Origin of the sequence: Brachybacterium avium (assembly GCF_002216795.1) — a bacterium.
In the GTDB taxonomy this organism is placed as follows: domain Bacteria; phylum Actinomycetota; class Actinomycetes; order Actinomycetales; family Dermabacteraceae; genus Brachybacterium; species Brachybacterium avium.
Genome location: NZ_CP022316.1, coordinates 965,252 through 991,672 on the forward strand (window position 1 = coordinate 965,252; position 26,421 = coordinate 991,672).

Sequence of the window (26,421 nt, forward strand, 5' to 3'; positions counted from 1 at the left end):
CGCCACCGGGATGCTCACAGCCCGCGCGGGCGCGGATTCAGAGGTTCGGAGAGGAGGACAGCACAGCGAGGGAGATCGCCAGTACCAGCAGCACCGCGACGTCCAGGCCCCGGGAGCGGACCGCGAGGGCGCCGACCGCCCGGACGGGCAGCACGGCCCGCAGGATGCCCAGGACGCCGAGCAGCACGGCCAGCAGCAGCCCGGCCGCCGCGGCGGAGAACACCGCGCCGAGCACGACGACCCCGCCGAGCGCGCAGAGGGCGGCGGTCAGCACGGCCTGCCGCCGAACGGCGGCGGCGAAGGAGAAGGGGGAATGTCGCTGCGGCACGTTCCTCATCGTACGGGCCCGGCACGGGCCTGTTCCCGCAGGATCCCGGTTACGCTGGCCATGGTCGGCAGCGCCGTCGGCCACAGAGCGACCTGGAGGACTCCTTCACATGACCAGCCCCGGTTCGACGCCCGACATCGCCACCCGCACCGAGCATGATCTGCTCGGTGACCGCGAGGTCCCCGCCGATGCCTATTACGGAGTGCAGACCCTGCGAGCGCAGGAGAACTTCCACATCACCGACGTCCCCGTGAGCCACTTCCCCCGATTGATCGAGGCTCTTGCTCAGGTCAAGCGGGCCACGGCTCGCGCCAATCATCAGCTGGGCGCGCTCGACGACGAGCGTGCCGCCGCCATCGAGCAGGCCTGCGAGGAGATCGCTGCCGGGGACCTCCACGAGAACTTCGTGGTGGACGTGATCCAGGGCGGTGCCGGGACCAGCACCAATATGAACGCCAACGAGGTGATCGCCAACCGTGCGCTGGAGATCATCGGCCGAAGCAAGGGTGAGTACCAGCACCTCCACCCCAACAACCACGTCAACCTGTCCCAGTCCACGAACGACGTGTACCCCACGGCGCTGCGACTGGGGATCCTGCTGACCTTCCCGGCCCTGGTGGAGTCGATGGACCACCTGATCACCACCCTGCGGGCCAAGGGCGAGCAGTACTCCGAGGTGCTGAAGATGGGGCGCACCCAGATGCAGGACGCGGTCCCGATGACCGTGGGCCAGGAGTTCAACGCCTGGGCGACCACGATCGAGGAGGACGTCGAGCGCCTCACCCGCACCGCCTCCGCCTTCCAGGAGATCAACCTCGGAGCGACCGCGATCGGCACCGGCATCACCACCGATCCGTGCTACGCGCAGCTCGCCATCAGGGAACTCTCCGAGCTGACCGGGATCGACTTCGTGGTCTCCGTCGACCTGGTCGAGGCCACCAGCGACACCGGCGCCTTCGTGACCTTCTCCGGGATCCTGCGCCGCATCGCGGTGAAGATCTCGAAGATCTGCAACGATCTGCGGCTGCTGTCCTCGGGCCCGCGCGCCGGGTTCCACGAGCTCAACCTCCCCTCGGTGCAGCCGGGCAGCTCGATCATGCCGGGCAAGGTCAATCCGGTGATCCCGGAGGTCGTCAACCAGGTCGCCTTCGAGGTGATCGGCAACGATCTCACCGTGGCCTTCGCCGCCGAGGGCGGGCAGCTGCAGCTGAACGCCTTCGAGCCGGTGATCGGCTTCAACATCCTCGAGTCCACCCGCATCATGACCCGGGCGATGAACACCCTGGCCGATCGCTGCATCGCCGGGATCACGGTCAACGAGGACGTCCTCGAGGACAATCTGCGCCGCTCGATCGGTGTGGTCACCGCTCTGGTGCCGGTGATCGGCTACGGCCCGGCGACGGACGTCGCGGCCACCGCACTGGAGACCGGTCGCCCGGTCGCCGACCTGGTGCTGGAGCGCGGGCTGCTGGACGAGGCGCGGCTGCAGTCGCTGCTGTCCCCCGCCTCGATGACTGCCCCGCACCGCCCCACCCCGACCGGCACCATGCCCGCCCTGTCCGAGGAGCAGCTGGACTCCGGGGAGATCACGCGACTGCCCGTGGACCCGGACCAGGCGTCCTGACCGGAGCCTCCGAGCGACCAGCACGATGCGGCGCACCGTCCCGGACGGTGCGCCGCATCGTGCGGAGCCGGTGACGGCCGGAGCAGCGGGGCCGCGCCGGGCCGGAGAGAGCCTCAGCTCACTCGTCGGCCTCCTCCATCTTCCCGCGCATCACCAGCTTGGGGTCCGGCACCCCGACCACCTCGTGGTCCTTGTCGTCGTACTCGAACTGGGAGAGGAAGTAGCGCATGGCGTTCAGCCGGGCGCGCTTCTTGTCGTTGGAGCGGATGATCGTCCACGGCGCGTACTTCTTGTCCGTGCGGCGGAACATCTCCTCCTTGGCCTGGGTATACGACTCCCAGCGATCCAGGGACTCCAGATCCATCGGGGACAGCTTCCAGCGGCGCACCGGATCCAGCTGACGGATCGCGAAGCGGGTGCGCTGCTCCTTCTGGGAGACGGAGAACCAGAACTTCGTCACGAAGATGCCGGAGTCCACGAGCATGCGCTCGAAGTAGGGCACCTGGTTCATGAAGGTCTCGTACTCCTCGGGGGTCGCGAAGCCCATCACCCGCTCGACGCCGGCCCGGTTGTACCAGGAGCGGTCGAACAGCACCATCTCCCCGTCGGTGGGCAGATGCTGGACGTAGCGCTGGAAGTACCACTGCCCGCGCTCCCGGTCGCTGGGCTTGTTCAGTGCGACCACCCGGGCGGTGCGCGGGTTCAGATGCTCGGTGAAGCGCTTGATGGTGCCGCCCTTGCCGGCCGCGTCCCGCCCCTCGAAGATGATGATCGACTTCTGATCGTTGTCCTCGAGCCAGTACTGGTACTTCAGCAGCTCCACCTGCAGCTTGTATTTCTCGCGCTCGTACTCGTCCCGCTCCATGCGGGTGGCGTACGGATATCCCTGCTGCCAGGTGTAGACCGGATTGCCCTGCGGGTCGATGAGGTCCGGGTCCGGGGTATGACCATCCTGGACCGAGTACCCCTCTTCGCGCAGATGCTCGATGTATTCGCGCAGGCTCTGGTTGTCAGGGATCTTCACGGTCGCTCCTTCGCACGCGGGGGTATGGACCAACTCTAGAGGTCGTGGCTGCCGGGACGGCGGACGAGAGGCCCGCGATGTCGCGGGTCGGTGCGCCCCGCCCTGCCGGCGGCGGGGTCAGGGCGCACCGACCGACGGGTCGGGAGCGCGGCCCTCAGTGCGCGAAGTGGCGCGTCCCGGTGAGGTACATCGTCACGCCCGCGGCGCGGCAGGCCTCCAGGACCTCCTCGTCACGGATCGAGCCGCCGGGCTGCACGATCGCGCGCACGCCGGCGTCGATGAGGATCTGCGCGCCGTCGGCGAAGGGGAAGAAGGCATCCGAGGCCGCGACTGCGCCGCGGCACCGCTCCGGTGCCTGCTCACCCTCGGCGTGCGCGCCCAGGGTGTTGGCCCGGGTGACGGCCAGCCGGCACGAGTCCAGGCGGTTGACCTGGCCCATGCCGATGCCGACGGCGGCGGAGTCCTTCGCCAGCAGGATCGCGTTGGACTTCACCGCGCGTACCGAGCGCCAGGCGAAAGCGAGGTCCGCGAGGGTGGCGTCATCGGCCGCCTCGCCCGCGGCGAGGGTCCACTGCGCCGGATCATCCCCGTCGGCGGCGACGGTGTCGGAGTCCTGGATCAGCATCCCGCCCCAGATCTCGCGCATCTCCACGCCGCGGGAGTACTGCCCGGGCAGGCGCAGGATTCGCAGGTTCTTCTTGGTGCGCAGCAGCGCGAGCGCCTCGTCCTCGTAGTCGGGGGCCAGGATGACCTCGGTGAACACAGGCTTGACCTGCTGGGCCAGGGCGAGGGTGACGGTCCGGTTGGCGGCGATCACGCCGCCGTAGGCGGAGACCGGATCGGTGCCGTGGGCGCGGTGGTGGGCGAGGGCGATGTCCTCGTCCTCGCCGGCCACGGCGATGCCGCAGGGGTTGTTGTGCTTGACCACGGCGACCGCCGGCAGGCGGTGGTCGTGGGCGGCGCGCACGGCGGCGTCGGCATCGACGTAGTTGTTGTAGCTCATCTCCTTGCCGCTGAGCTGCTCGGCGCCGGCGAGTCCGGGGGCGCTCTCGTCGGTCACGGCCAGGCGGGCCCGCTGGTGCGGGTTCTCGCCGTAGCGGAGGGTCGCGGTGATGCCGAGCTCGGCGGCATCGGCGTCGGAGAGGTCGAGGATGCTGAGGTCCGCATCGTCCTCGAGCTCGGCGTCCTGGGGCTCATCGGTCTCAGCCGGGCCGTCGAGCTGCTCGAGCATCCAGTCGCTGATCGCGTCGTCGTACTCGGCGGTGCGGGTGAAGGCGATGGTCGCCAGCTGCTGACGCTCGGCGAGGGTGAAGCCGCCGGCGGCGGCGGCCTCGGCCGCGAGCGGATACCCCTCGGGGTCCACGACCACCGCGAGGGAGGCGAAGTTCTTCGCGGCCGCACGGACCATGGTGGGACCGCCGACGTCGATCTTCTCGATGATCTCCGCGAAGCTGCCGCCGGCGGCGACGGTCTCGCTGAAGGGGTAGAGGTTCACCACGACCAGGTCGAAGGGGGCGATCTGGTGGGCCTTGAGCTGCTCCTGGTGTGCGGCCAGGCGCTGATCGGCGAGGATCCCGCCGTGGATGCGCGGGTGGAGGGTCTTGACCCGGCCGTCGAGCATCTCGGGGAAGCCGGTGACGGTCTCGACATCGGTCACGGCGATCCCGGCCTCTCGGAGGGTCGCACCGGTGGACCCGGTCGAGACGATCTCCGCGCCGCTGTCGGCGAGGGTGCGGGCCAGGTCGACGATGCCGGTCTTGTCGAAGACGGAGAGGAGGGCTCGGGTCAGGGGACGGCGCTCTGCGGTGCTCACGTGGGGTGCTCCTGTTCGGATCTGCTTGCGGTGGGCACCCAGGCGGTCGATACCCACGATGGTCACTCCCCGGTGGTCCCCCACCTTCGCCAGTCGTGTGGGTCCACCATATCCGGGACCCCGCAGCGCACTCGTCCTCAGGGGCGAGCGGTGAGACGCCGCACCACGTCCACCAGCAGCGGCTGCTCTACGGCCTTGATCCGCTCGTGGAGGGTCGCCTCGGTGTCCTCGTCACGGACCTCGACCGCGGCCTGGGCGAGGATCCTGCCCGTGTCCACGCCGGCATCGACCTCGATGATGCTGCAGCCGGTGACCTTCACCCCGTGGGCGAGGGCATCGCGGACCCCATGCGCGCCGGGGAAGGAGGGCAGCAGGGCCGGATGGGTGTTGACGATGCGGCCGCCGAAGGCTTCCAGCAGGGCAGGGCCGATGAGCTTCATGAAGCCGGCCAGCACCACCAGCTGCGGGTGATGGGCCGCGACCGCGTCGGCGAGCGCGGTGTCCCACCGGGACCGGTCGGGGTGCTCGGCCAGGCGCACGATCTGTGTGGGGATGCCGGCGGCACGGGCGTGCTCGAGGCCGGCGGCGTCGCGGTCGGCGATCACGGCCACCACCGTAAAGGGGCAGTCCGCGGCGCGCGCCGCGGTCAGCAGGGCCGCGAGGTTCGAGCCGGTGCCGGAGATGAGGACGACGACAGGGAGACGGGTCACCGTCCCAGCGTAGTCGGAGCCGGTCCGGGCGATGAGCCGATGTCCGCCCACGCCCGGCCGAGCGGGCACAATGGTCCTGATGAACAGCGACTCCCCCTCCGGCCCGTCCTCGGACCGGGCCGTCACCCGGTCCCGACGCCTGACGAGCGCCCTGATCCTGGCCCTGCTGGCCTCCTGGCTGCTGATGCTCGCGCCGCTGCCCTATTCGCTGCTCTCCGGGCTCACCGGGCTCCTCGCCCTGGTGCTGCTGGTCCTGCTGATCGTGCGGGCGGTGCGGGAGCGTCGCGTCGGGATGGCGGCGTTCGGGGCTCTGCTGGGTGTGCCGGCCATGCTGCTGATCATCGGCAGCGCAGTCCTCAGCGCCGCGTTCTACGGCCCGGTGGCCGAACTCGAGCAGTGCCGCTCCACGGCCATCACCGAGCAGGCGCGGGCGGAGTGCGATACGGCGGCGCAGGGCTCGATGGCCGACTGGGTCAGCGGTCTGTTCGGCGGCTGAGCCAGGACGTCCACCGGGACCCCGGTTCGCCCTCCGCGGCCGACGCCTCCTCGTCCGGATCGTCCGCGGCGCGCACCGTCCCGGGCTCCGACGGCGAGACGGGCAGGGCCCAGGCATCGGTCTCGAGGTCGTCGCCGCCGGGCTCGCCGACGGGCCCCTCCCCCTCCGCGGACTCGGTCGCTGCGAGTTCGGTCGCCGCGGGGGTCACCGGCTGCACCGGGGAGTTGCGCCGCGCGAAGCGTTCCCACAGTGCGCTGCGCTCGGCGTCCGCATCGCGCAGGCCGTCCTCGCCGCTCTCGCTGCGCTCCTCCGCGCCGTCCCGCTCGCTGCGCTCGGCCGCCTCGACCCGTGCCCGCAGCGAGCCCAGGGTGCCGCGGGTCCACGGGATCAGCGGGGTCACGAGCACCCCGAGCACCAGGGCGGTGCTCACCACGACGACGCCGATCAGCGGGAGCGCCAGCGTGCTCATCTGCGGTCCCAGATGCACCAGGCGGCCATCGCCGATCCCGCCGGTGGACAGCCCGGCCAGCAGCAGGCCGGCGACGATCACGGCGAGGGGATAGACCGACCAGGCGGTGATCCGCTCGCGCAGCTCGAGATGGGCGACATCCCGCACCAGCCGCACCGCGCCGAAGGCCACGGGGATCGCGGGCAGGAGCATCAGCAGCCAGGCCGCGGCCGGGAAGTCCCCCGGGGCGGGGAGGGCGCCCAGCATCGGCAGGGCCGGGAGCACCCCGGTCTCGGCCCCGTCCAGCGAGATGCCGGTGGAGGTCCCCACTCCGACGGTGCCCCCGAGCAGCACGGTCAGCGCCCACACCGCCACCAGCGGCAGCAGGGCCAGCTGGATCAGGGTGAGCACGAGCCCGCCGACCAGGCCCGGACCGAGCTCCTCGAACAGGGCGGACTGCGCGGGCACGGAGAGCACCAGCATCACCACCACGAGCGCCATGCCGAGCCCGAACAGGCCGACCACGGCCATCAGCACGGCCCGCGCGATATCCCCGTAGGGAGCGGGGAGCAGCTCGAGCACCCGCACCCCCGGCACGGCCTCTGTCGGTTCCCGCCGCAGCGACCACAGCATGCCGATGAGACCGCCGATCACCGCGACCATCAGCCCGGAGACCACTGCCGAGGTGATCATGGGCGAGGTGTCCACGCTGCGCCCGATCCCGGCGAGCACCGCCAGTCCGATCGCGTAGACCAGCGCGTACATCCCCAGGGCGGAGCCCGAGTCGCGCAGCGCGCCGGTGCGCAGCACGCCGTCGTCCCGCACGGGTCGCAGCGCACGGCCCACCCGTCGCATCGAGAGCGCGGACAGCAGCACCAGCAGGATCAGCAGGCCGAAGGGGGTCAGGGTCACGGGACCGTCGATCACGCCGGTGCTCACCATGATGCCGCCGCCGTGGCCGAGCACCAGGACGCTCAGCCCGATGAGGATCGCATCCAGCGCCGTCGCGCTCGAGCCGGTGCCGGCGACCTGTGCGGCCAGCGCGGGCACGACCACCACGGCCAGGGCGATGCCGAGGGAGGACAGCGCCCCGAGCACGCCCCGGACGAGGGGCGTCGCGATGCTGTCGACGGTGCTGCTCACGCGCTTGCTCCTAGGGGGAAGAGTCTCGGTGGGGCACGGGACCGGAACGGTCGCGCGTCCCGGCGGAGGGGTCGCCGGTCCATGGTCGCACCTCCGCGCGGCACTGCCGCGCATCTGCGGCCGGGACACGGGTCACGGTCCTCGCCCCGTCGGGTGCCGCATAATGGCACCGATGTCTGCCTCCTTCCTGCCCTCCGACGCCGCCGACGAACCACCGGTGATCCTGCACGTGCGCACTCAGCGCATCGAGGAGCCCGTGGACCTGCTCGCGCATGTTCCCACCGAGGTCAGCGGTGCATGGCTGCGCCACGGGCAGGGCATGCTCGCGCTCGGCGAGGCCTGGTCGGTGCAGGCCGACGGACCGCACCGCTTCGCGGCCACCGGGGCCGCGTTCCGTGACCTCGCGGCTCACGCCCACGTCGACGACGAGGTGCAAGTGCGCACCAGCGGGCTGATCGCGCTGGGCAGCTTCTCCTACGCCGACGATTCACGGCGCCCCTCGACGCTGATGGTGCCGCGCGCTCTGCTGGGCGTGCATGACGGGCAGTCCTTCCTCACGCTGGTCGGGGTCGACGAGGAGCCGGTGTCGCCCACCAGCTGGCAGGAGCTGTTCCCCTTCTCCCCGCCCCCGAGGACGCCGTGGAACCGCTCGAGGTCGAGCCCGCTCACACCCCGGACGAGTATCAGGCGCTGGTGAAGGAGGCGGTCTCGCAGATCCGTTCAGGCCTGGCCGAGAAGGTCGTGCTCTCGGAGCGGACCACGGTGCGCACCCCCGACCCGCTCACCTCGGCGGTGATGCTGACCCGTCTGGCCCGCGCCTACCCCAGCACCTGGGTGTATCACCTGGAGGACGTGGTGGGTGCGAGCCCGGAGATGCTCGCCCAGACCGAGGGCGGTCGGGTCTTCTCCCGAGTGCTGGCGGGTTCCCGACCGGTGGCTGACGACGGGGAGCTGGAGGAGGTGGATCGGCGGGCCTTCCGCAGCGATTCCAAGGAGCTGGCCGAGCATGCCTTCGCCGTCGATTCCGTGCTCGAGAGGCTCGAGGGCCTCGCCGAGGAGATCGAGGTCTCCCCTGAACCGTTCGTGCTGCGTCTACCCGGTCTGGAGCATCTGGCCTCGGATGTCTCGGCGCGCCTGCGCCACGGCACCACCAGCCTCGATGTCGCCTCCCGCCTGCATCCCTCGGCCGCCGTCTCCGGGACGCCGCGCCGGCAGGCCGACGAGATCATCGCCCGCCTGGAGCCGCACGACCGCGGCGGCTATGCCTCCCCGGTGGGGTGGATGGACACCGCCGGGGACGGGCAGTGGGCGATCGCGCTGCGGATGGCGCACCTGGTCGATGAGCGGACAGTCGTGCTGCAGGCCGGGGGCGGGCTGGTGGCGGCCTCGGACCCGGTCTCGGAACATGCGGAGACGCTGGCCAAGTGCCGCCCCATGCTGCGGGCCCTGCGCGGCGAGCACGGGGCCTGAGGCTCAGGAGGGCCGCACCCCGAGGGTGATCTCGATGCTCTGCACGCTGCCCTCGCGCACCACCTCCAGCGAGTGGGTCGAGTCGATCTGCAGCCCTCGCACCACCCCGGTCAGGGCGGCGGCACCGCCGACAGGAGTGCTGTCGACGGCGATGATCAGGTCGCCCTTGCGCAGCGCGGAGTCGGCGGCCGGGCTGCCGGGCTCGATGCTGACGACCTCGGCGCCGCTGTAGGTGACCTGATCGCCCGAGGCGGTCCCGTCCGTGCTGGTCACCCCGACGAAGGCATGGTCGGCGGTGCCGTCCTCCTGAAGCTGCGCGGCGATCATCGTGGCGGTGCTCGCCGGGATCGCGAAGCCCAGCCCGATGCTCCCCGCCTGGCCCGAGGCGTTCGGGATCGCGGCGATCGCGCTGTTGATGCCGATCACCTGACCGGCCGCATCCACCAGCGGGCCGCCGGAGTTGCCGGGGTTGATGGCGGCGTCGGTCTGGAGGGCAGAGGTGTACGTGGCCGTCGAGCCGTCGCCCTCCTCACCGGCGGCGGTGACCGGCCGGTCCAGGGCGGAGATGATGCCGGTGGTGACCGTGTTCTCGAGCCCCAGCGGTGTGCCCAGCGCCATCACCGGCTGGCCCACCTCGACGGTCGAGGAGTCTGCGAAGGTGGCGGGCTGGAGGCCGTCCGGTGGCGAGTCCAGGCGGATCACGGCGAGGTCGGTGGTGGGGTCGGCGCCGACGACGGAGGCGGAATAGCCCAGACCGTCGCTGGTGGTGACCTCGAGCTTCCGCGCCCCCGCCACGACGTGGTTGTTGGTGAGGATGGAGCCCTGCTCGTCGAGGATCACCCCGGTGCCCTGGCTGGTGCCGGCGTCGGTGGCGACCTTGATCGCGACGGTGCTCGGGGAGACCTGCTCGGCGACCGCGGCCCAGTTCGGGGCCTCTCCGGTGATGGCGGCCGCAGGCCGGGCATCGACGGTGGTGCCGGGCTGGGAGGAGACTTCCGGGGTGGGGTCCAGGAACTGGTCGTAGACGACCACTCCGCCGAGGGTCGCACCGCTGGAGAGCACCATGCCGAGCACGACCAGCGCCCCGACCCCGCCCCAGCCCGGGCCGCGGCGGGCAGGTGCCGGAGCGACAGGGGGCGCGGTCGGCGACAGCGGTGCAGACGTGGTCTCCGCCTCCGGGACGGCGGGTCCCGATCCGCCATAGCCCGAGCTGGCGTAGTCCCAGCCGTCATAGCCCCAGCCGTCGTAGCCCGAGCCGCCGGCGTCGGATTCGCCGTGGCCCGGGGTGCCCAGCGGGTTCTCCTGTGGTGTGCGTTCGTCCGTCATGGGATCCATCTCAGCATCCCTGTTCAAGAATTCGTCGAGTCCGTGCTGGGTATCTGCTGGACGACGAGGACTCGCAGCCCCGCCGAGGGCGCGGCGAGAGCACCGGGCAATGCCTCCGGCGTGACACGGAGGGTCTCGGCTCCCAGCGCGGCGGCGGCGGCCGCGATATCGGCCCCGTGCGGGGTGGTGAAGAAGCGCCGGAGCAGGGCCGGGGGCGCTTCGGCATGCTCGAGTCCGGAGAAGATGCGGCCCCCGCCGTCATCGACCACGATCACGTCCAGCGCGGGCCGCGGCTCGTGAGGACCGATCAGCAGCCCGGTCAGATCGTGGAGCGCGGTGAGATCTCCGATCAGCAGCCGGACCCGGCCGGCATCGAGCCCGGCCGCCGTCCCGCGAGCCGGCGCCCGGTGACCCAGGGCGATACCGCCCGCCATCGCGGTGGTGCCGTCGATCCCCGCCAGCCCCCGGTTGGCGATCACCCGGGCCGAGGTGGCACCGGCGTGCTGCTCGAGGTCGCGCACCAGGCTGGAGGAGCCGAGCACCAGCACGTCCTCGGGGCCGGAGGCGTCCCAGACGGCGACCGCAGCCCGCTGCTGCCAGCTGGTCGGCAGCGCGGCCGTGGCGGTGCGGGCGGCCTCCCCCCACGCCTGGAGATGCTGCTGCCGCTGCGCAGTCGCGACGGGTCCCTGCTCCTCGCCGACGGCGGCGGGGACCACGAGCCGGGCACGACGGGCCGCATCGGCCCAGTCGAGCTGCGGGTCGACCACCACCACGTCGACATCCTCGGACCCGAGCAGCGCCCCGACGACCGGACGCGACAGAGTGGGGTGGCCGAACACGATCGCCCGCCGCGGGCGCAGGGCATGGCGCGGATCCCCCATCACCTCGCGCAGCAGGGCGGGATAGCCCTCGATCAGGGTCTCGCCCCGGCGGGCCCCGGAGCTGGGCTCTGCCAGCAGCGGCAGTCCGTGACGGGCGGCGAGCTCGGCGGCGGCCGGCCCGGCACCATCACCGGCGACGACGACGGTGCGTCCGTCCACGGGCACCGGATGCGGGGTCGGTGGCGTGGGGCCGAGACGGCGGGTGAGCACGATGCGCTGCCGAGTCTCGGCGGCGGGCGACGGGCCCGAACGCGGCACCAGCGGGTCGCGGAAGGAGAGGTTCAGATGGACCGGACCGGGATGCCCTCCGGTCGCCGCCGCCAGTGCCCGGGCCGCGGTGGAGACCGCGGTGCGCAGCTCGAGGGGCGTGGCCTGCGCGCCGGAGGGGGCGGGCAGGTCCGCTGCCAGGCGCACCAGCGAACGGAACATGCCGGCCTGGCGGGTGGTCTGGTTCGCCCCCACATCGCGCAGCTCCGCGGGGCGATCCGCGGTGAGCACCAGCAGCGGGATCCGCGAGTGGTGGGCCTCCATCACCGCCGCGTGCAGGTGTGCGGTGGCGGTGCCGGAGGTGGTCAGTACGGCGGCGGGCCGGGTGGGATCGTGACGGCTCAGCCCGAGCGCGGTGAACGCCGCAGCCCGTTCGTCGATGCGCACATGGGCGCGGATCCGCTCCCCCATCTCCTCGGAGGCCAGGGCGTAGATCAGCGGCGCGGAGCGGGAGCCGGGGGCCAGGACCGCCTCCCGCAGCCCGAGCTCCGCCAGGGCTCTCCACAGCGCGATGGACTGATCGACTGCCCCGGAGCCGGTGGGACGCGGGCATCGATCCAGGCCGACGGGCTGATCGGGGCGGTTCGCTGAGGCACCCCGCCAGCGTAGTGCGGGCGCCGCCTCCGTGCGCGCCGGGCGCGGCTCAGGACTGCGCGGCGCAGGCGGCGAGCCGCTCTTCCCAGCGGGCGGTGAGCTCGACGCCGGCGGCGTGGCGCTCCAGCAGCTCCGGAGCCGGGTCCCGCCGGCCGACGGGCAGCATCCCGCCGCTCGCGTACAGGGGCGGTTCCACGAGATCGCCGGTCAGCAGGGTCGCGGTGCCGAGCCCGCAGGCGTACGGCAGCTCCGGCAGGGCGGCGGCGAGCGCGATCCCGGCACTGAGGCCCACGCCGGATTCGAGCGCGGAGGAGACCACCACCGGCAGCCCGGCCTGCTCGGCGAGGTCCAGGCAGCGCTGCACCCCACCGAGGGGCTGCACCTTCATCACCAGCAGATCCGCAGCTTCGGCCCGCGCCACCCGCAACGGGTCCTCGGCGCGACGCACCGATTCGTCGGCGGCGATCGGGATCTCCAGTGCACGACGCACCGCCGCGAGGTCCTCGAGCTCCGCACAGGGCTGTTCGGCGTATTCGAGCCCCCCGGCCGCCCGGTCCAGCACCGGCAGGGCCGCGAGCGCCTCCTCACGGGTCCAGGCGGCGTTCGCATCGATGCGCAGGCGAGCGGCGGGGCCCATCGCGTCGCGCACCGCCTCCAGCCGGGCGGCGTCCTCGGCGAGGCTCACCCCGGGGTCCGCGACCTTGACCTTCGCAGTCCGGGCACCGCCGACGGCGGCGAGGCGGTGGGCGAGCACCGGCGGCACCACGGGGATGGTGACGTTGACCTCGACCTCTTCGCGCAGCGGTGCGGGGCGTGCGGCGGTGGCGTCGGCGAGCGCGGCCCGCAGCCAGGCCGCCGATTCCGCCGTGCCGTAGTCCCAGAAGGGTGAGAACTCGGCCCAGCCGGCGGGGCCGTGCAGCAGCAGGCCGTCACGCTCGGTGATCCGGCGGAAGCGGGTGGTCATGGGGATCGAGAACGCGGCGACGCGGTCGATGCCGCGCTCGCGCAGGACGGAGGGGATGTGCATGGCCCCGAGCGTATTGAGTTCGCGGCGCCGACGCGAAGCGGACAGGATGGGGGTGTGACCTCATCGGATCCGTGCCCCTCCACCGACGGCCATCGTCTGCGCTCCGCGTGCCCCGCTGATGCGCCGGCCGTGCTCGACGCCTACCGCTCCGCACCCGATATGGCGCGGCAGGGCACGGTGGCCACGCTCGAGCAGGCGCGGGAGCAGCTCGACTGGCTGCTGGCGGAGGGCCGGCGGGCGATCGCGGTGGTCGACGCGGCGGACTCGCTCTGCGGTCTGGTGGCGCTCAGCATCGACGCCGAGAATCGCAGCGGCTGGTTCTTCTACTGGCTGCATGCTGCGCACCGCGGGCAGGGACTCGCCGCGCGGGCCGCCGCCTCGGTCGCCGACCGGGCACTCCTGCCATCGGCCGACGGCGGCTGGGGACTGGAGCGGCTCGAGCTCGGGCACCGTGCGAACAACCCGGCCTCCGGTGCCGTCGCCCGGGCCGCGGGCTTCGTGCACGAGGGCATCGAGCGCGGGAAGTTCCTCCTGGCCGGCGAGCGCGTGGACGTGCTCACCTACGGCCGGCTCATCACCGACCCGTCGCCGGCCACCCCCGGACTACCCTGGCAGGCATGACGACCGCACCCGTTCCGCTGCCCCGTCGGGTCTCCGACACCTTCGATCCGCACCGCTGGCGCGAGGTGCCCGCCGCAGAGCACGGCGGGCCCGCGCTGAGCGACATCACCTACCACCGGGCCGTGGAGCGGATCGAATCCGCCGACGGCGAGCGCACGGAGCGGGACCTGCCCACGGTGCGGATCGCTTTCGACCGCCCTGAGGTGCGCAACGCCTTCCGCCCCGGCACCGTCGATGAGCTGTACCGGGCGCTGGATCACGCACGGCTGGACACCGGGGTGGGCGTCATCCTGCTCACCGGCAACGGCCCCTCCCCCAAGGACGGGGGGCATTCCTTCTGCTCCGGCGGCGATCAGCGGATCCGGGGCCGTGCCGGCTACGAGTACGCCGACGCCGAGGACTACGGTGAGACGGCGCAGGTGCGCACCGGCTCCTCGGGTCGGCTGCACATCCTCGAGGTGCAGCGCCTGATGCGCACCATGGGCAAGGTCGTGATCGCCATGGTCAGCGGCTGGGCCGCCGGCGGCGGGCACTCCCTGCACGTGGTCGCCGACCTCTCGATCGCCTCCCGCCAGCACGCCCGCTTCATGCAGACCGATGCGGACGTCGGCTCCTTCGACGGCGGCTACGGCTCCGCTTACCTCGCCAAGCAGGTGGGACAGAAGCGGGCCCGGGAGATCTTCTTCCTCGCCGAGGAGTACTCCGCCCAGGACGCCTACGACTGGGGCGCGGTCAACCGGGTCGTCGACCACGCCCAGCTCGAGGACGCGGCGCTGGCGATGGCGGCGCGGATCGCCACCAAGTCCCCGCAGGCGATCCGGATGCTGAAGTTCGCCTTCAACCTCGCCGACGACGGCCTGATGGGCCAGCAGGTCTTCGCCGGGGAGGCGACGCGCCTGGCGTACATGACCGACGAGGCCGCCGAGGGCCGGGACGCCTTCCTCGAGAAGCGCGACCCGGACTGGTCCGCCTTCCCGCACCCGCAGGGCTGAGATGAGCGCCGATGCCGCGCCGCCGGCCGGGGCCCCTGCAGGAGAGCTGCCCTGGCTCATCCCGCCCGCCTACGACGCCTCCGCCGCCTCGCTGGCCGCCCACTCCGCGGCGATCGGCGAGATGATGGCCGGTCGGGCACGGCTGTGGCTGGGCCCCTTCGACCCTCCCGCACGGCTGCCCATCGGCTTCGAGGACACGGCGCTGGTGGTGCCCACCTCCGGCTCGACCGGCACCGCGAAGGCGGTGGCTCTGACCCGGCGGGCACTGCTCGCTTCGCAGGACGCCACCGCGCGGCTCTTCGCGACCGACGGCACCGCGCCGGGCACCGGCGGCCACGGCTTCTGGCTGCCGCTGCTGCCGCCCACCCATATCGCCGGGGTGCAGGTGCTCGCTCGGGCCCACCGCACCGCGCAGGTGCTCGTCCGCGAGCATCCCGCGCTGCCGGAGCCGCTGCCTGATCTGCGCGGCCACTTCGATGCCGCCGCCTTCCTCGAGCTCGCCGTTCCGGCCCTCGAGCAGGCGGAGCGGGCCGGGCTGCCCGCATTCATCTCCCTGGTGCCCACACAGCTCACCCGCATCGTCACCGGGGCCACCGGCGGCGACGCCCGCGCCCGCGGCGTGCTGAAGCGTTTCGCCGCGGTGCTCGTCGGTGGCGGCGCGACCAGCTCTGACGTGCTCGCCCGGGCCCGCGCCCAGCGGGTCGCGGTGCGCACCACCTACGGCTCCTCGGAGACCGCCGGCGGCTGCGTCTACGATCGTGCTCCGCTGTCCGGGGTGGGGCTGGACCTGGCGGAGCCCGATGCCGCCGGGGCGGGGAGCCTGCGGATCAGCTCCCCCACTCTGGCGCTCGGCTACCTCACCGCCGACGGCGGCACGGACTCCACCCCCTTCACGGCCGAGTCCCCCCGCAGCTTCCTCACCTCGGATCTGGCCGAGCTCGGCCCCGACGGGGCGCTGACGGTGCTGGGCCGGGCCGACGACGTCATCAACACCGGTGGCCGCAAAGTCCTCCCCCAGGACGTGGAGCGCGCGATCGACCGCTCGCTGATGCTGCGCGGCATGGTGCGCTCGTCCCTCGTGGTGGGGGTGGAGGATCCCGAGTGGGGACAGCGGGTCGAAGCGCTGGTCACCCTCGAGGACGGCGTCGATCCGGATGAGGCGACCGCCCTGGTGCGTGCCGCGCTGCGCACCTCCGAGGTGCCCTCCCACATGGTTCCCAAGCGGGTGCATGTCCTCGAGCAGCTCCCGCTGCTGGCCACCGGGAAAGTGGATCGCGCCGGTGCTCGCCGTCTCGCCGCGAAGCACCGGATGTGATTCGCTGCCCGGGCCCGCATCCGGGTTCTGACCGCGGCGTATCCTCATCAGGGCCGTCGAGCGGCGGCCCCTGACTTCCGCCGGATCCTCGAGGAGCACGATGGCCAGCCTGTCGCAGTGGGTGCAGGGCGCCCGACCCCGCACTCTTCCCGCCGCCCTGGCCCCCGTCGCCGCCGGCACCGGCGCAGCGGCCTGGCAGCTGGAGAGCCTGCACGGGGAGGTGGACTGGGCACTGGTGATCCCGCGTGCCCTGCTGGCCCTCGGGGTCTCCGTCTCCCTCCAGATCGGCGTGAACTACGCCAACGACTACTCCGACGGCATCCGCGGCACTGACGACGACCGGGTGGGCCCCTTCCGCCTCACCGGATCCGGTGCGGCGCGGCCCGCGACCGTCAAGCGCGCCGCGTTCCTCGCCCTCGCCCTCGGCGGGCTGTGCGGCCTGGTGCTGGTCGCCGTGGCCCAGATCTGGTGGGCGCTGGTGATCGGTGCGGCCGCGATCGCCGCGGCCTGGTTCTACACCGGTGGGAGGAAGCCCTACGGCTACCTGGGGCTCGGGGAGCTGTTCGTCTTCATCTTCTTCGGGCTGGTGGCCGTGGGCGGCACCGCCTACGCCATCACCGGCGCACCCACCTGGGTGGCGCTGCTGGCCTCGATCGCGATCGGCCTGCTGGCCGTCGCGCTGATGCTCACCAACAACCTCCGCGACATCCCCACCGACCGGCTCGCGGGCAAGCGGACCCTCGCGGTGCGGCTCGGCGAGCGCGGCACCCGGAGGCTGTTCTCGGCCGTGTTGCTGGTGCCCTTCGCACTGGTGGTGCCGGTGATGGTGGTGCACTGGCCGCTCGTGCTGGTGCTGCTGGCGCTGCCGCTGGCAATCTCCCCGGTCCGGGCCGTGCTGCGCGGCGCCGCAGGGCGCGACCTCATCCCGGTCCTCGGTGCGACCGGGCGGCTGGAGCTGGTCTACTCCCTGCTGCTGCTCAGCGGTCTTCTCCTCTGAGCTCGTCCTGACTGAGCCCGTCCCCGTCGCCGAGCTCCGGCAGGCTCTCCGGACCGGCGGGGTCCGGGGGCTCCGTCCCGTCCGTCGGCCCGTCCTCCCGCTCGGCGTCGTCCAGCAGTGAATCCTCGTACTCGGCGTCCTCGTCGACGTCGGGGCCGCGCCGCTGCGCACGGCGCTCGTCGGCGGCCTTCCAGCGCAGCGCGGCCGCGTCGCGCAGCCGATCCAGGAAAAGGATCGACACCAGCATCGAGATGAGGGCGGCGAGCAGGCCGGCCAGCACCACGCCGAGACCGAACAGGGTCAGCACCCACCAGAGCAGGACCCACAGACCCAGGCGGACGACGGCGTAGAACAGGAACGGACGCATGCCTCCAGGATAGTTCTCCCGACCGGCCGGTCGCGCCACCGCCCCACCCACCCCGCGATCAGACGAGTTGCCTACACTTCAGCCATGGCACGCGGCATCATCGCAGTTCTCTCCATCGCCCTGACCGTCTTCGCGCTCGCTGACTGCGTGCAGACGGAGGACGACAAGACCCGAGGGCTGCCCAAGTGGGCCTGGATCGTGCTGATCGTGCTGATCCCGTGGGTGGGTCCGATCACCTGGCTGTTCGTGGGCCGGGAGCGCACGCTCGGCGGCGAGCAGACGCGCCGCACAGGCCCGCTCGCCCCCGATGAGGATCCCGACTTCCTGCGTCAGCTCGACGACGACATCCGCCGCGAACGGCGGAAGCGCCGCGAGCAGGAACCGGGCGAGGGCGACGGGATCTGACGGTCTCCCCGGGCTCGTGCGGGCGCGGCCTGCACGTCTGGACAGATGGGCTGACGACGCGTGCTGTCCGACGCCCAAGGGAAACGAGTGAGCTCTTGCTCCCTGCTCAGCGTCCCTGATCAGGAGAGCCCAGACGCGTTCGCCGGCAAGTGGTCGAGGAAGTCATCTACCGCGAACGAGACCCGACATGCTTCGCGGCGACACGGCTTCCTCCTCCCACGCCATCCGGCGGGCTCTGCGGCATGGAGCCATCAGGGCCGTGATCCTCCACCTCCCGACCAGCAGAAACACCGTCGGAACCGCGGCTCATCCAGAGACCGCCCCGTCGCCCTCGACACCGAGGCGCAACGCGGCCGCGATGCATCGACCGCAGAAATAGCGACATCAAGCAACGGCGCGGTCTGGCAACCCGCTACAGCGACCTCGGCCTGACCTACCGCGCCGGAGCCGCTCTCCGAGCCATCATCAAGTGGCTCAACCATCCGCTATCGAGAAAAGCCCTACTCCTCGTCGTCGCCCCGCTCGTCGTCGCGGTTCTCGTCGCCCTCGTCCCGATCATCCTCGTCCCGATCATCCTCGTCCCGATCATCCTCGTCCCGATCATCCTCGTCCCGATCGCCCTCGTCCCGATCGCCCTCATCGTCATCGTGTTCACCGCCGCCTCGCACGAGCGTGAACTCGACACTGGCACCATGGTGACTGGTGATCGTCACGACCGTGTCTCCGCCGACCCTGTTCACGGCAGGTTGGTCGCCATCGTCCGCGTCCTCCAGACGCCAGCGGCCGCGGAGAACTACCTCGGTCTCCATCGGAATGCTCTCGTTATGCTGCCACCACCGGGTATACGGGCTCTCGTCGCCGACGTAGGTGTCTCCGTCGTACTGTTCCTCATCCCTGCCCCTGTACAGGTGCAGGTCCGGGTCCGTCACGGAGAATGCGGTCGCCCTACCCTTCGCAACGGTACGGCTGAGCACCAGGGCCTGGCGGCTGGCCAAGCGCACGATCGAGCCCTTCACCAGCTCGGTGTCGGGCTCGAAGATGGTGTGCGCCGTAACCCGTGATGCTGAATCGGTCACCACGTGGGCGACCCGATTCCGCTGGTCGATCACGATGGGCCCGTGGTGGTCCTGCACCTGCTGCGCCAGCTCGGCGGTGCGCTGCTCACCCCCGTGGACCAACAGCACGTACGCGTAGCCTGAGTCGTGCGGTGCCGTGCCGTGGTCGAGGTATCCCAGCGCGAAGACGCCACTGCCTTCCCCACGACCGTCTTGATCTGGTGTGGCCTGCATGCCGGTGCCGTGCTTCATCTTCGGACCCGCCACCACGACATAACCATTGCCCGCTGGGTCAGTGACCCAACCGGAACCCGATCGACGAGATCTGCCGCACTGCGATGGAGATGACCGCCATGTCCGAGTCCGGTCTCGCCTACTGACGCCTCCAATTCGACATCGAGCGGTTCCACCACATCGGCGCGATCGCGTGAGAGCTCCTGCAGCACGTTTCCTCAGTAACGAATGCCCGCTTACGAGCGCGTAGTCCCCTCTGTAGCTGGCTACGCCACTCCAAAGCTCGATGTCCGAAGAGGCGTGTTCGCGCCGAACGGCCAAGTTCCTATCGTCTGTGGACCCGCGGTTGATGACCGCCGGAGGTTGCCCGAGGCTGGTGTGACGTCCGCGAGACCCCGCATCAGGTCGTCGCCAGTCACCCCCAGACGCAGACCCCGCACCACCTTGCGGCGATTGACGGCGAGAGTTTCAAACGACCTCTCTGCCACGGACCCTCGGCGCGTGGTCAACCGCCTCGCCGAGGAGGTGCTCAGCGAGCAAGGACTCCAGAGGTGAATAGTCGCCAGGAGCAAGCGGCTGGTCCAACAGAGGATGCCTTCCGCTACGCCAGAAGCGGACTTCGCCACGCCTCCAGAGAGCAAGTCCAGGGTCAGCCAAAGGCTCCGTCGAGTCAACCAGCCAGGCGCGGCGAGCACGAATTGAATCGTCCTCCAGATCACGCAACGGCGGTAGCTCCAGCGCACGAAGGCTCCGCCCATAATGGAAGACATGCCACGAACGTAGCGCGAGGTCTTCATGAAGTTCTGGAACATGCGGTCCCGGTAGCGCCATAACCTCGTCCCGCTGAAACTCAATGGGAGCGCACGGGGTAAATGCACTAACGAGCACGTCTGCGAGCGCCTTCACTACGGACCCCTGAGAGCCTGCAGGCGGTTCCTGAAGCCAGGTCGGGGGTTGATGAGGGCGCAATTCAGCTTTCGAAACAATATGATCCTCGGCATCGAAGCCCTGCACCTCAAACCAAACCTCTGCTGAAAGTGAGCTGCTTTCGGCACCGAAGAACGCCGATGGTGCGGGCGGCTCTCGATCAAACTGCCCTACCGGCCAACTCGTCAACCACTGGGATCCATTGCCGACCCAGCGACGCAACACGCCGGTCAAATTATTGTCACTGTACAAGCCAATCACCGCTGCGCCAGGTCGTAACAGTCCCGCGTCGCCGTCAGTAGTCGGCCATGGCTCCCATGACGTCAGGGTTTGAAAATTCACGGCATCGGCCTCTCAGTCAATTTTCGCAATCCTTCCATCGGAGCACAGGGACGCAACGCGAGTCCCTTTTGTATTTTTGAGCTTCCAAGCGCGTTCGCCATGCCCGGCAGCATCCTTATCGATTGACCAATACTGTCCGCGGTTCTCGCGGTAACCTGTTTTTGTCTTAATTGAGAAGGCGAATGTTTCACTCCGCCACTTCCCGTCAGGAGCCGACTGGGGATGCCACCGCCACACATTGTTTCGTATTCAGAACCAGCGTGTTCATTGAGTTGAATGTCGTTGGTGTCCGAATTGCTGACACTCGACTGCTCGGCGGGCACGCTGGTCGGCAGGCAAGTTATCGGTCCGGCATGGGCGGGGGAGACCTCGAGTGCAACCATGCCGAATACGAGCATGGAAAATGCGGCCAAAACTGTCGTGAATCGGATTGTCAAAGCGTGGCGCATCGCAGGACTCCTACGTGCTTCGTTGCCAATAGCGTCAGGGCAACATGGGTCAACGTTCCTGTTGTGTCAAGCGGTTCGGGGATGCAGCGTGGCAAGCTAAGGCTCGCACCTCCTGTGTTACTGAAGACCTGAAAGTGACGCTGTGATCCTTCGTCTCGAAGATTCATGGTCGCACCGGCCAGCCTACGACCGACGCATCTACGAACTCTTCTTCGTATGCGATCAGGTGTGCGATGTCGATCCTGACTTCGTCAGCGATGAGACCAGCGAAGTCATCAGGTTCCCGGTCGACGACCTGCCCGAACTCTCGGTATCTCGTGTGCTGTCCGAGCAGCTCCGGAGGCTGCATCAGCATTGGCAGAGTCCTGGCCGGGCGCGCTTCGACTGACCACGGCGGCGAAGCACTCCGGCTGCATCTAGCGCACGATGCTCAGATTACTGTTCATCAATGCATATCCTCCGTATGGGCCGCGCTCAGCGAGGCCACGACGGACGGGGGTGTCCCCATGTTCGCGTCACGCCGCGCGGATGGCCGATTCGGGGGCCTGACCGACCGCGCTGGAGCCGCCCTCCGAGCCATGATGAAGTAGGTCGACCACCCGCTACGGAGACATGCCCGAGAGGTCTTCAGAAGCTCAGAGACCCGAGTAGGAGTGCAGTCCGTTGATCACGGTGTTGACGATGGTGTAGTTGAAGACCACTGCCACGAAGCCGGCCAGGGCGAGCCCGGCGGCACGGTTGGCGCGGAAGCCGCCCGTCGCACGGGCGTGGAGGTAGGCCGCGTAGATCACCCAGATGATGAAGGTCCACACCTCCTTGGGATCCCAGCCCCAGAAGCGGCCCCAGGCCTCACGAGCCCAGATCGCGCCGAAGATCAGGGTGAAGGTCCAGCACACGAACGCCACCGAGTGGATGCGGAAGCTCAGCCCCTCCAGCACCGTCGAGGACGGCAGGCGGTCCAGCACGTGACCGAAGCGGCCCCAGTGCTCGGGATGCTCGTGACCGGCCGCCGTCGCCGCCGTCAGCACGCGTTCGTGGCGGGACTGCAGCAGCTGCATGCCGGCGACCACCGCGCCCAGGATCGACAGGGAGGTGGCGATGATCGCCACGCCGATATGGATGTAGATCCAGTGCGAGTTCTGCAGGCTCGGAGTGAGGTTCGCCGCCGGCACGATCCAGAAGGTCTGCGCGAGCAGCAGCACCAGCAGCACGGGGCCGACCACGAAGGTGCCCAGCGCCCGCAGCTCCACGCGCCGGATGCTGAACACCAGGAAGGCGAGCATCACCACGGCGGTGCTGGTGGTCGCGAACTCGTACATGTTCGCCCAGGGCACCCGCTGGGTGGCCAGGGCGCGGGTCAGCACACCCAGCACGTGCAGCGCTGTCGCCGCTCCGGTCAGGAGGAAGGCGAAGCGCTGCGCGCTCATGCCGCCGGTGGTCGGCCGCGCCGGGGCGTCGGCCCCCGCACCGCCGAGCAGGCCGCCACCATCGGCGGGGAGCGGGGCACCGCTCGCGCCGGCCGCCCCACCGTCGGCGCCGACGCTCGCGCTCTGGAGCGCACGCTCCTCGCGCTGTCGCTCCTGTGCGGCCAGGCGTGCATCGCTGCGGCGCTGCGAGGAGGAGGCGAGATCGGCGCCGAAACCGATCAGGGCGAGCACGTAGAGGACGATCGTCACCACGAGGGCGAGGTTCGAGATCTCCGCCAGCTGCTCATTGATCACTGTGCACTTCCTTCGAAGGGGGGTTCCGCGGCCCGTGCGGACCGTTCTTGGTGGTGGTCGTGCGTGGCATCTGCGGTCCCATCCTGCGCCTCTGTGAGCGAGGAGGCCAGGGCATGGACGTCGCCCTCGAGCGCCGGGTCATCGCTGCGGGCGAGACCGGCGACCTCGAGCACGGTGCCCTCGGAGGTCTCGCGCACCCGCACCCAGACCCGTCGTCGCGGCACGAAGAGCGAGAGGATGAGCCCCCCGACGGCGACCAGCGCGCTGAGCAGGATCCAGCGCTCGAACGGATTGTGTGCGACATCGAAGGCGGCGTAGCGACGCAGCCCGTCGAAGCTGACGGTGGTGCCGTCCGGGAGCGCGAACTCCTGCCCGGGATAGAGGCGGATCAGCACCGGAGTGCCGTCCTCCCCCGTGACCGGGGTGAGGGTGGTGAGATCGACCTCGTAGGCGTTCTGTGGGATGCCGGAGTCCATCCCCAGGTCACCCTGATGGACGGTGAGCGCGAGCTGGGGGTCCAGGGAGTCGGGGAACAGCGAGCGGGGGCCCTGCTCGTCGATGGTGCCGGTGGGCAGGAAGAAGCCGACCACCGCGGTCTGCTCGGGGCGGGCGTCCGGTGCCTTGATGACCAGCTGCGAGGTGTAGCCGGTGTCCCCCAGCGGCACCGTGATCACGGGCCCCTCGGCGACGACGGTCCCCTCGGGGTCGGTCACGGTGACGGCGGGGGCGTAGCCGTTGCCCAGCAGGTACATCGAGGTGCCCTCGACGTGCAGCGGCTTGTTGACCTGCAGGGTCTTGGACAGCTGCTCCTGGCCGGGGGTGACCACCTGGACATCGGCCTCGAAGGAGCGCGGCTCCCCCACGTTCCCGCCCTCCCCGGGCTGGACGTAGGTGGCGCGGAAATCCTCGAGGGTGAAGCGGAAGTCGGGCATCTCGGTCTCGTCGAACCAGGCCCCGGATTCGAAGGAGTCGTACTGGGTCAGCGAGTTCGCGAAGCCGTCTCCCTCGATGACCGTGATCTGCCCGCGGTAGCTGGTCAGCTGCCCCCCGGCGATGCAGATCAGCACCCCCACCAGGGCGATGTGGAACGTGAGGTTGCCGGTCTCGCGCAGCAGTCCACGCTCGGCGCTGACCGAGCGCGACCCCTTCTCCTCGCGGATCTCCGTGCGGTAGCGGGAGCGGCGCAGCGAGCGGCGCGCCCGCTCGATGAGATCGTCCGCGACAGCCGGCGCGTCGGTGCCCTCGGTGCCGTGGGTCTCCGCGCGGTCCAGCTCGATGCGGGTGTACCCGGTGAAGCGGGTGAGCCGGGAGGGGGTGCGCGGCGGCTTCGCCCTCAGCTGCTTCAGATGCACTCCCACGCGCGGCACGATGCAGCCGATCAGCGAGATGAACAGCAGCAGGTAGATCGCGGAGAACCAGGTCGAGGAGAAGACGTTGAAGAATCCCAGACGGTCCAGGATCTCGCCCCAGCGACCGTTCTGCTCGAGGAACTCCTCGGTGAGCGTCGGGTTCACGCTGCGCTGCGGGTACAGCGAGCCGGGGACGGCCGCGATCGCCAGCAGCATCAGCAGGATCAGCGCGGTCTGCATGCTGGTCAGCTGCCGCCACAGGAACAGCAGGGTGCCCCGCAGCCCGAGCGCGGGGGCGCTGGGCGGGCGCTTCCGGTCGATCTCCGGCTTGCTGCTCCAGGAGCTGCTCTCGGCCGCAGCGCCGGCGTCCGTGGGCGTGCTCGTAGGGTCCTTGGTCATCACACCACCGGCTCGAACGTTGCGATCATGCCCTGCAGCTGGCTCATCCATGACGACCACACCCCGGTCATCAGCAGCACGCCGATCGCGATCAGCAGCGCCCCGGAGAGCAGCCCGATGGTGCGGCGGTGCGTGGAGAGCTTCTTGCTCAGCCCCAGCGCTCGCTCGAACAGCAGCGCGAACAGCACGAAGGGGATGCCCAGGCCCAGCGAGTACGCGAGCGAGAGGATGCCGCCGCGCAGTGCCCCGCCGCCGCCGTCCAGCGACAGCGCGATGATCGCCGCATAGGTGGGGCCGATGCACGGGGTCCAGCTCAGCCCGAACACCAGTCCCAGCAGCGGGGCGCCGAGCAGCCCCGCATCGGGCCGCTTCGAGGAGGCCGGGCGGGTGACCGACAGGCGGGGGAACACCCCCATGAACACCAGGCCCATGAGGATCACCACCCCGCCGGCGATGCGGTTGATCCACAGCGCATGCTCCTGGAGCAGGTAGCCCAGCATCCCGGCGAAGCCGCCGAGGATCATGAACACCACCGCGAAACCGGCGACGAACAGTGCACTGCCGGCGAGCATGCGCCCGGTGGCCGGGCGGGAGCGCTTCGCCGGGCCGGCGGTGGCGCTCTGGCCGGCGAGCCCGGAGACGTATCCGAGGTACCCGGGCACCACGGGCAGCACGCAGGGCGAGAGGAAGGCCACCAGGCCGGCGGCCGCGGCGACGGCGAGCGCCGGCAGCAGGGAGCCGGACAGCGCCGTGGCCTGGAAGGCGGCTCCGATCTCGTCCAGGTTCATTCGGCGACCACCGCGTCGATCATCGCGCGCAGCGTGGAGGGGTCGGCAGCGCCGGAGATCCGCGCCGCCACCCGGCCCTCCCGGTCGATGACCAGGGTGGAGGGCACCGCATTGGGAGCGACCTGCCCCCGCAGGGCGTACATGATCTCGGCGTCGGTATCCGGCATCGAGGGGTAGCTGATCCCGAAGGTCTCCTCGAAGGCGCGGGCGGGTCCGGCGGAGTCGCGCACGTTGACCCCGATGAAGGACACCCCCTGGTCCTGATACTCCTCGTAGATCGCCTGGAGGTTCGGAGCCTCCTTGCGGCAGGGCGGGCAGGAGGCGTACCAGACGTTGAGCACCAGCACCTCGCCGTGATGCTGAGCCGAGGAGAACTCCTCCTGGTCATAGGTGGTGCCGACGATCTCGAGCGGCTCGCCGCGGTCCGCGGGCGCGATCTCGACGGCGACACCGTCACCGGAGACATAGCCGGAGTCCCCGGAGCTGTAGCGGTTGCTGGTGTCGGCCCCGCAGGCAGCCAGCAGCAGGGTGCCCGCCACGGCGCCGGCTCCGCCCAGCAGTCCACGCCGGGTGGTGCGCGCGCCGCGCGGTGACAGCGCGGAGGGCAGGGGCCGGGCGGCCGCTTCCCGTGGTGCGGTCATGACAGCTTGCCTCCGGTGGCGTCGACCGCCCCGGCGTAGAGCGCGGCGGCCGGCTCTGCATAGTCCACGCCCGCCAGGTGGGGGCCGACGAACCGCAGGCTGGTGACCGAGCACAGCCCGCACTGTCGGCGCCGGGGATCGTGGACGAGCGGCCTGCCCTCGGCGCTGAGCCGGGTGAGCCAGATCGGCAGCTGATGGAGCACCAGCACCGCTTCGCGGCCCTCGACCGCGGCGCGCGCGTCGTGGACGGCGGAGACCACCCGGGCGACCTGCTCGCGGTAGGGCTCACCCCACGAGGGGCGGAACGGATTCAGGAACCAGCGCCAGTTGCGCGGGTCGCTCAGCTTCGCCTGGCCGTGCCCCATCCGCTGCCCCTCGAAATGGTTGCCCGATTCGATCAGCCGCTGGTCGGTGTCGATCTCGAGCCCGTGCGGACCCGCGATCGGGGCGGAGGTCTGCTGGGCGCGCAGCATCGGCGAGGAGCGGACCAGGGCGATGTCGGAATCGGCGAGGTGCGCTCCGACCAGGGAGGCCATCTGCTCGCCACGGTCGCTGAGCCGGTACCCGGGCAGGCGCCCGTACAGGATCCGCTCGGGGTTGTGCACCTCGCCGTGACGGACGAGGTGGACCGTGGTGGTGGCCATGATGCGGATCTCTCTCCTGCTCTG

The 26,421-nt window shown here is 70.6% G+C and carries 26 protein-coding genes and 1 riboswitch; of the genes, 10 read left to right on the forward strand and 16 right to left on the reverse strand.

Annotation, left to right across the window (positions count from 1 at the left end):
- Positions 1 to 37 precede the first annotated feature (37 nt).
- Positions 38 to 328, reverse strand: coding sequence for a DUF3017 domain-containing protein (locus CFK39_RS04425; RefSeq protein ID WP_245822910.1), 291 nt, complete (start codon positions 326 to 328; stop codon positions 38 to 40).
- 109 nt (positions 329 to 437) lie between these two features.
- Here CFK39_RS04425 and CFK39_RS04430 point away from each other — a divergent pair, with 109 nt between their 5' ends.
- The gene (locus CFK39_RS04430; protein ID WP_089064443.1) at positions 438 to 1,952 is read left to right on the forward strand and encodes an aspartate ammonia-lyase; all 1,515 of its coding nucleotides are present in this window, start codon (positions 438 to 440) and stop codon (positions 1,950 to 1,952) included.
- A gap of 118 nt (positions 1,953 to 2,070) precedes the next feature.
- On the opposite strand, the gene ppk2 is transcribed toward CFK39_RS04430, so the two are convergent.
- From ppk2 to purN, 3 genes are all read right to left on the reverse strand, one after another.
- Positions 2,071 to 2,976 carry a polyphosphate kinase 2 gene (ppk2, locus tag CFK39_RS04435; protein WP_089064444.1) on the reverse strand — a complete coding sequence of 302 codons (906 nt, stop codon included), beginning with the start codon at positions 2,974 to 2,976 and terminating at the stop codon, positions 2,071 to 2,073.
- Positions 2,977 to 3,130: 154 nt separating this feature from the next.
- Complete coding sequence (gene purH, locus CFK39_RS04440; RefSeq protein WP_089064445.1) at positions 3,131 to 4,789, reverse strand: bifunctional phosphoribosylaminoimidazolecarboxamide formyltransferase/IMP cyclohydrolase; 1,659 nt, start codon at positions 4,787 to 4,789, stop codon at positions 3,131 to 3,133.
- 29 nt (positions 4,790 to 4,818) lie between these two features.
- Positions 4,819 to 4,896: riboswitch (ZMP/ZTP riboswitch) on the reverse strand.
- A gap of 30 nt (positions 4,897 to 4,926) precedes the next feature.
- On the reverse strand, positions 4,927 to 5,499 hold the full coding sequence (gene purN / locus CFK39_RS04445) for a phosphoribosylglycinamide formyltransferase (protein ID WP_157697057.1): 573 nt from the start codon (positions 5,497 to 5,499) through the stop codon (positions 4,927 to 4,929).
- Positions 5,500 to 5,578: 79 nt separating this feature from the next.
- On the opposite strand from purN, the gene CFK39_RS04450 reads away from it, so the two are divergent.
- Positions 5,579 to 5,995: a hypothetical protein gene (locus CFK39_RS04450; protein ID WP_245822911.1), complete on the forward strand. Its 417-nt coding sequence runs from the start codon at positions 5,579 to 5,581 to the stop codon at positions 5,993 to 5,995.
- Here CFK39_RS04450 and CFK39_RS04455 read toward each other — a convergent pair.
- Complete coding sequence (locus CFK39_RS04455) at positions 5,973 to 7,586, reverse strand: cell division protein PerM (RefSeq protein WP_245822912.1); 1,614 nt, start codon at positions 7,584 to 7,586, stop codon at positions 5,973 to 5,975. The genes CFK39_RS04450 and CFK39_RS04455 overlap by 23 nt on opposite strands.
- Before the next feature lie 172 nt (positions 7,587 to 7,758).
- Between CFK39_RS04455 and CFK39_RS16690 the strand changes: the two genes are divergently transcribed.
- Positions 7,759 to 8,283: a hypothetical protein gene (locus tag CFK39_RS16690; protein WP_245822913.1), complete on the forward strand. Its 525-nt coding sequence runs from the start codon at positions 7,759 to 7,761 to the stop codon at positions 8,281 to 8,283.
- Complete coding sequence (locus CFK39_RS16695) at positions 8,226 to 9,056, forward strand: isochorismate synthase (RefSeq protein ID WP_245822914.1); 831 nt, start codon at positions 8,226 to 8,228, stop codon at positions 9,054 to 9,056. The genes CFK39_RS16690 and CFK39_RS16695 overlap by 58 nt, the downstream gene beginning before the upstream one ends.
- Positions 9,057 to 9,059: 3 nt before the next feature.
- Here the strand turns inward: CFK39_RS16695 and CFK39_RS04465 are convergent, their stop codons facing one another.
- The 3 genes from CFK39_RS04465 to CFK39_RS04475 form a co-directional block, all read right to left on the reverse strand.
- The gene (locus tag CFK39_RS04465; protein WP_245822915.1) at positions 9,060 to 10,382 is read right to left on the reverse strand and encodes a S1C family serine protease; all 1,323 of its coding nucleotides are present in this window, start codon (positions 10,380 to 10,382) and stop codon (positions 9,060 to 9,062) included.
- Between the two features lie 23 nt (positions 10,383 to 10,405).
- A complete protein-coding gene (gene menD / locus CFK39_RS04470) occupies positions 10,406 to 12,091 on the reverse strand; it encodes a 2-succinyl-5-enolpyruvyl-6-hydroxy-3-cyclohexene-1-carboxylic-acid synthase (protein ID WP_157697222.1) in 1,686 nt (561 codons plus the stop codon).
- Positions 12,092 to 12,173: 82 nt separating this feature from the next.
- Positions 12,174 to 13,151, reverse strand: coding sequence for an o-succinylbenzoate synthase (locus CFK39_RS04475; protein WP_089064448.1), 978 nt, complete (start codon positions 13,149 to 13,151; stop codon positions 12,174 to 12,176).
- 54 nt (positions 13,152 to 13,205) lie between these two features.
- On the opposite strand from CFK39_RS04475, the gene CFK39_RS04480 reads away from it, so the two are divergent.
- From CFK39_RS04480 to CFK39_RS04495, 4 genes are all read left to right on the forward strand, one after another.
- Complete coding sequence (locus CFK39_RS04480; RefSeq protein ID WP_089064449.1) at positions 13,206 to 13,772, forward strand: GNAT family N-acetyltransferase; 567 nt, start codon at positions 13,206 to 13,208, stop codon at positions 13,770 to 13,772.
- Positions 13,769 to 14,764 (forward strand): 1,4-dihydroxy-2-naphthoyl-CoA synthase, encoded by a 996-nt coding sequence (locus CFK39_RS04485; protein ID WP_089064450.1) that lies wholly within the window; start codon positions 13,769 to 13,771, stop codon positions 14,762 to 14,764. Before CFK39_RS04480 ends, CFK39_RS04485 begins: the two co-directional genes overlap by 4 nt.
- Position 14,765: 1 nt before the next feature.
- Positions 14,766 to 16,079: an AMP-binding protein gene (locus tag CFK39_RS04490; protein ID WP_089064451.1), complete on the forward strand. Its 1,314-nt coding sequence runs from the start codon at positions 14,766 to 14,768 to the stop codon at positions 16,077 to 16,079.
- Positions 16,080 to 16,179: 100 nt separating this feature from the next.
- Positions 16,180 to 17,076, forward strand: a complete 897-nt coding sequence (locus CFK39_RS04495; RefSeq protein ID WP_089064452.1) for a 1,4-dihydroxy-2-naphthoate polyprenyltransferase — start codon at positions 16,180 to 16,182, stop codon at positions 17,074 to 17,076.
- Here CFK39_RS04495 and CFK39_RS04500 read toward each other — a convergent pair.
- On the reverse strand, positions 17,057 to 17,443 hold the full coding sequence (locus CFK39_RS04500) for a DUF4229 domain-containing protein (protein ID WP_089064453.1): 387 nt from the start codon (positions 17,441 to 17,443) through the stop codon (positions 17,057 to 17,059). The two genes, CFK39_RS04495 and CFK39_RS04500, sit on opposite strands and share 20 nt — an antisense overlap.
- An 84-nt stretch (positions 17,444 to 17,527) precedes the next feature.
- On the opposite strand from CFK39_RS04500, the gene CFK39_RS04505 reads away from it, so the two are divergent.
- Entirely contained in the window at positions 17,528 to 17,848 is a 321-nt protein-coding gene (locus CFK39_RS04505; protein WP_089064454.1) for a PLD nuclease N-terminal domain-containing protein, read from the forward strand.
- 500 nt (positions 17,849 to 18,348) lie between these two features.
- Here the strand turns inward: CFK39_RS04505 and CFK39_RS04510 are convergent, their stop codons facing one another.
- Together CFK39_RS04510 and CFK39_RS16135 are read right to left on the reverse strand one after the other, a co-directional pair.
- Complete coding sequence (locus tag CFK39_RS04510; protein WP_157697058.1) at positions 18,349 to 19,155, reverse strand: hypothetical protein; 807 nt, start codon at positions 19,153 to 19,155, stop codon at positions 18,349 to 18,351.
- A gap of 1,247 nt (positions 19,156 to 20,402) precedes the next feature.
- Positions 20,403 to 20,855: a hypothetical protein gene (locus CFK39_RS16135; protein ID WP_157697059.1), complete on the reverse strand. Its 453-nt coding sequence runs from the start codon at positions 20,853 to 20,855 to the stop codon at positions 20,403 to 20,405.
- A 142-nt stretch (positions 20,856 to 20,997) separates the two neighbouring features.
- On the opposite strand from CFK39_RS16135, the gene CFK39_RS16140 reads away from it, so the two are divergent.
- Positions 20,998 to 21,243, forward strand: coding sequence for an NUDIX hydrolase (locus tag CFK39_RS16140; protein ID WP_157697060.1), 246 nt, complete (start codon positions 20,998 to 21,000; stop codon positions 21,241 to 21,243).
- Between the two features lie 247 nt (positions 21,244 to 21,490).
- Here CFK39_RS16140 and ccsB read toward each other — a convergent pair whose 3' ends face one another.
- From ccsB to CFK39_RS04540, 5 genes are read right to left on the reverse strand one after another with little or no spacing between them, the layout of a single operon-like run.
- Positions 21,491 to 22,576 (reverse strand): c-type cytochrome biogenesis protein CcsB, encoded by a 1,086-nt coding sequence (ccsB, locus tag CFK39_RS04520; protein WP_089064457.1) that lies wholly within the window; start codon positions 22,574 to 22,576, stop codon positions 21,491 to 21,493.
- Positions 22,573 to 24,324: a cytochrome c biogenesis protein ResB gene (gene resB / locus CFK39_RS04525; protein ID WP_089064458.1), complete on the reverse strand. Its 1,752-nt coding sequence runs from the start codon at positions 24,322 to 24,324 to the stop codon at positions 22,573 to 22,575. Before resB ends, ccsB begins: the two co-directional genes overlap by 4 nt.
- Positions 24,324 to 25,112 (reverse strand): cytochrome c biogenesis CcdA family protein, encoded by a 789-nt coding sequence (locus CFK39_RS04530; RefSeq protein WP_089064459.1) that lies wholly within the window; start codon positions 25,110 to 25,112, stop codon positions 24,324 to 24,326. The genes resB and CFK39_RS04530 overlap by 1 nt, the downstream gene beginning before the upstream one ends.
- The gene (locus CFK39_RS04535; protein ID WP_089064460.1) at positions 25,109 to 25,753 is read right to left on the reverse strand and encodes a TlpA family protein disulfide reductase; all 645 of its coding nucleotides are present in this window, start codon (positions 25,751 to 25,753) and stop codon (positions 25,109 to 25,111) included. Before CFK39_RS04535 ends, CFK39_RS04530 begins: the two co-directional genes overlap by 4 nt.
- A complete protein-coding gene (locus CFK39_RS04540) occupies positions 25,750 to 26,397 on the reverse strand; it encodes a histidine phosphatase family protein (protein WP_089064461.1) in 648 nt (215 codons plus the stop codon). Before CFK39_RS04540 ends, CFK39_RS04535 begins: the two co-directional genes overlap by 4 nt.
- Positions 26,398 to 26,421 lie beyond the last annotated feature (24 nt).

Bases quoted from the DNA above. Each gene is read 5' to 3' on its own strand.
- CFK39_RS04430 (WP_089064443.1), top strand. From the start codon at position 438: ATGACCAGCCCCGGTTCGACGCCCGACATCGCCACCCGCACCGAGCAT.
- CFK39_RS04450 (WP_245822911.1), top strand. From the start codon at position 5,579: ATGAACAGCGACTCCCCCTCCGGCCCGTCCTCGGACCGGGCCGTCACC.
- CFK39_RS16690 (WP_245822913.1), top strand. From the start codon at position 7,759: ATGTCTGCCTCCTTCCTGCCCTCCGACGCCGCCGACGAACCACCGGTG.
- CFK39_RS04465 (WP_245822915.1), bottom strand. From the start codon at position 10,382: ATGACGGACGAACGCACACCACAGGAGAACCCGCTGGGCACCCCGGGC.
- CFK39_RS04475 (WP_089064448.1), bottom strand. From the start codon at position 13,151: ATGCACATCCCCTCCGTCCTGCGCGAGCGCGGCATCGACCGCGTCGCC.
- CFK39_RS04485 (WP_089064450.1), top strand. From the start codon at position 13,769: ATGACGACCGCACCCGTTCCGCTGCCCCGTCGGGTCTCCGACACCTTC.
- CFK39_RS04490 (WP_089064451.1), top strand. From the start codon at position 14,766: ATGAGCGCCGATGCCGCGCCGCCGGCCGGGGCCCCTGCAGGAGAGCTG.
- CFK39_RS04495 (WP_089064452.1), top strand. From the start codon at position 16,180: ATGGCCAGCCTGTCGCAGTGGGTGCAGGGCGCCCGACCCCGCACTCTT.
- CFK39_RS04500 (WP_089064453.1), bottom strand. From the start codon at position 17,443: ATGCGTCCGTTCCTGTTCTACGCCGTCGTCCGCCTGGGTCTGTGGGTC.
- CFK39_RS04505 (WP_089064454.1), top strand. From the start codon at position 17,528: ATGGCACGCGGCATCATCGCAGTTCTCTCCATCGCCCTGACCGTCTTC.
- CFK39_RS04510 (WP_157697058.1), bottom strand. From the start codon at position 19,155: ATGAAGCACGGCACCGGCATGCAGGCCACACCAGATCAAGACGGTCGT.
- CFK39_RS16135 (WP_157697059.1), bottom strand. From the start codon at position 20,855: ATGCGCCACGCTTTGACAATCCGATTCACGACAGTTTTGGCCGCATTT.
- resB (WP_089064458.1), bottom strand. From the start codon at position 24,324: ATGACCAAGGACCCTACGAGCACGCCCACGGACGCCGGCGCTGCGGCC.
- CFK39_RS04530 (WP_089064459.1), bottom strand. From the start codon at position 25,112: ATGAACCTGGACGAGATCGGAGCCGCCTTCCAGGCCACGGCGCTGTCC.
- CFK39_RS04535 (WP_089064460.1), bottom strand. From the start codon at position 25,753: ATGACCGCACCACGGGAAGCGGCCGCCCGGCCCCTGCCCTCCGCGCTG.
- CFK39_RS04540 (WP_089064461.1), bottom strand. From the start codon at position 26,397: ATGGCCACCACCACGGTCCACCTCGTCCGTCACGGCGAGGTGCACAAC.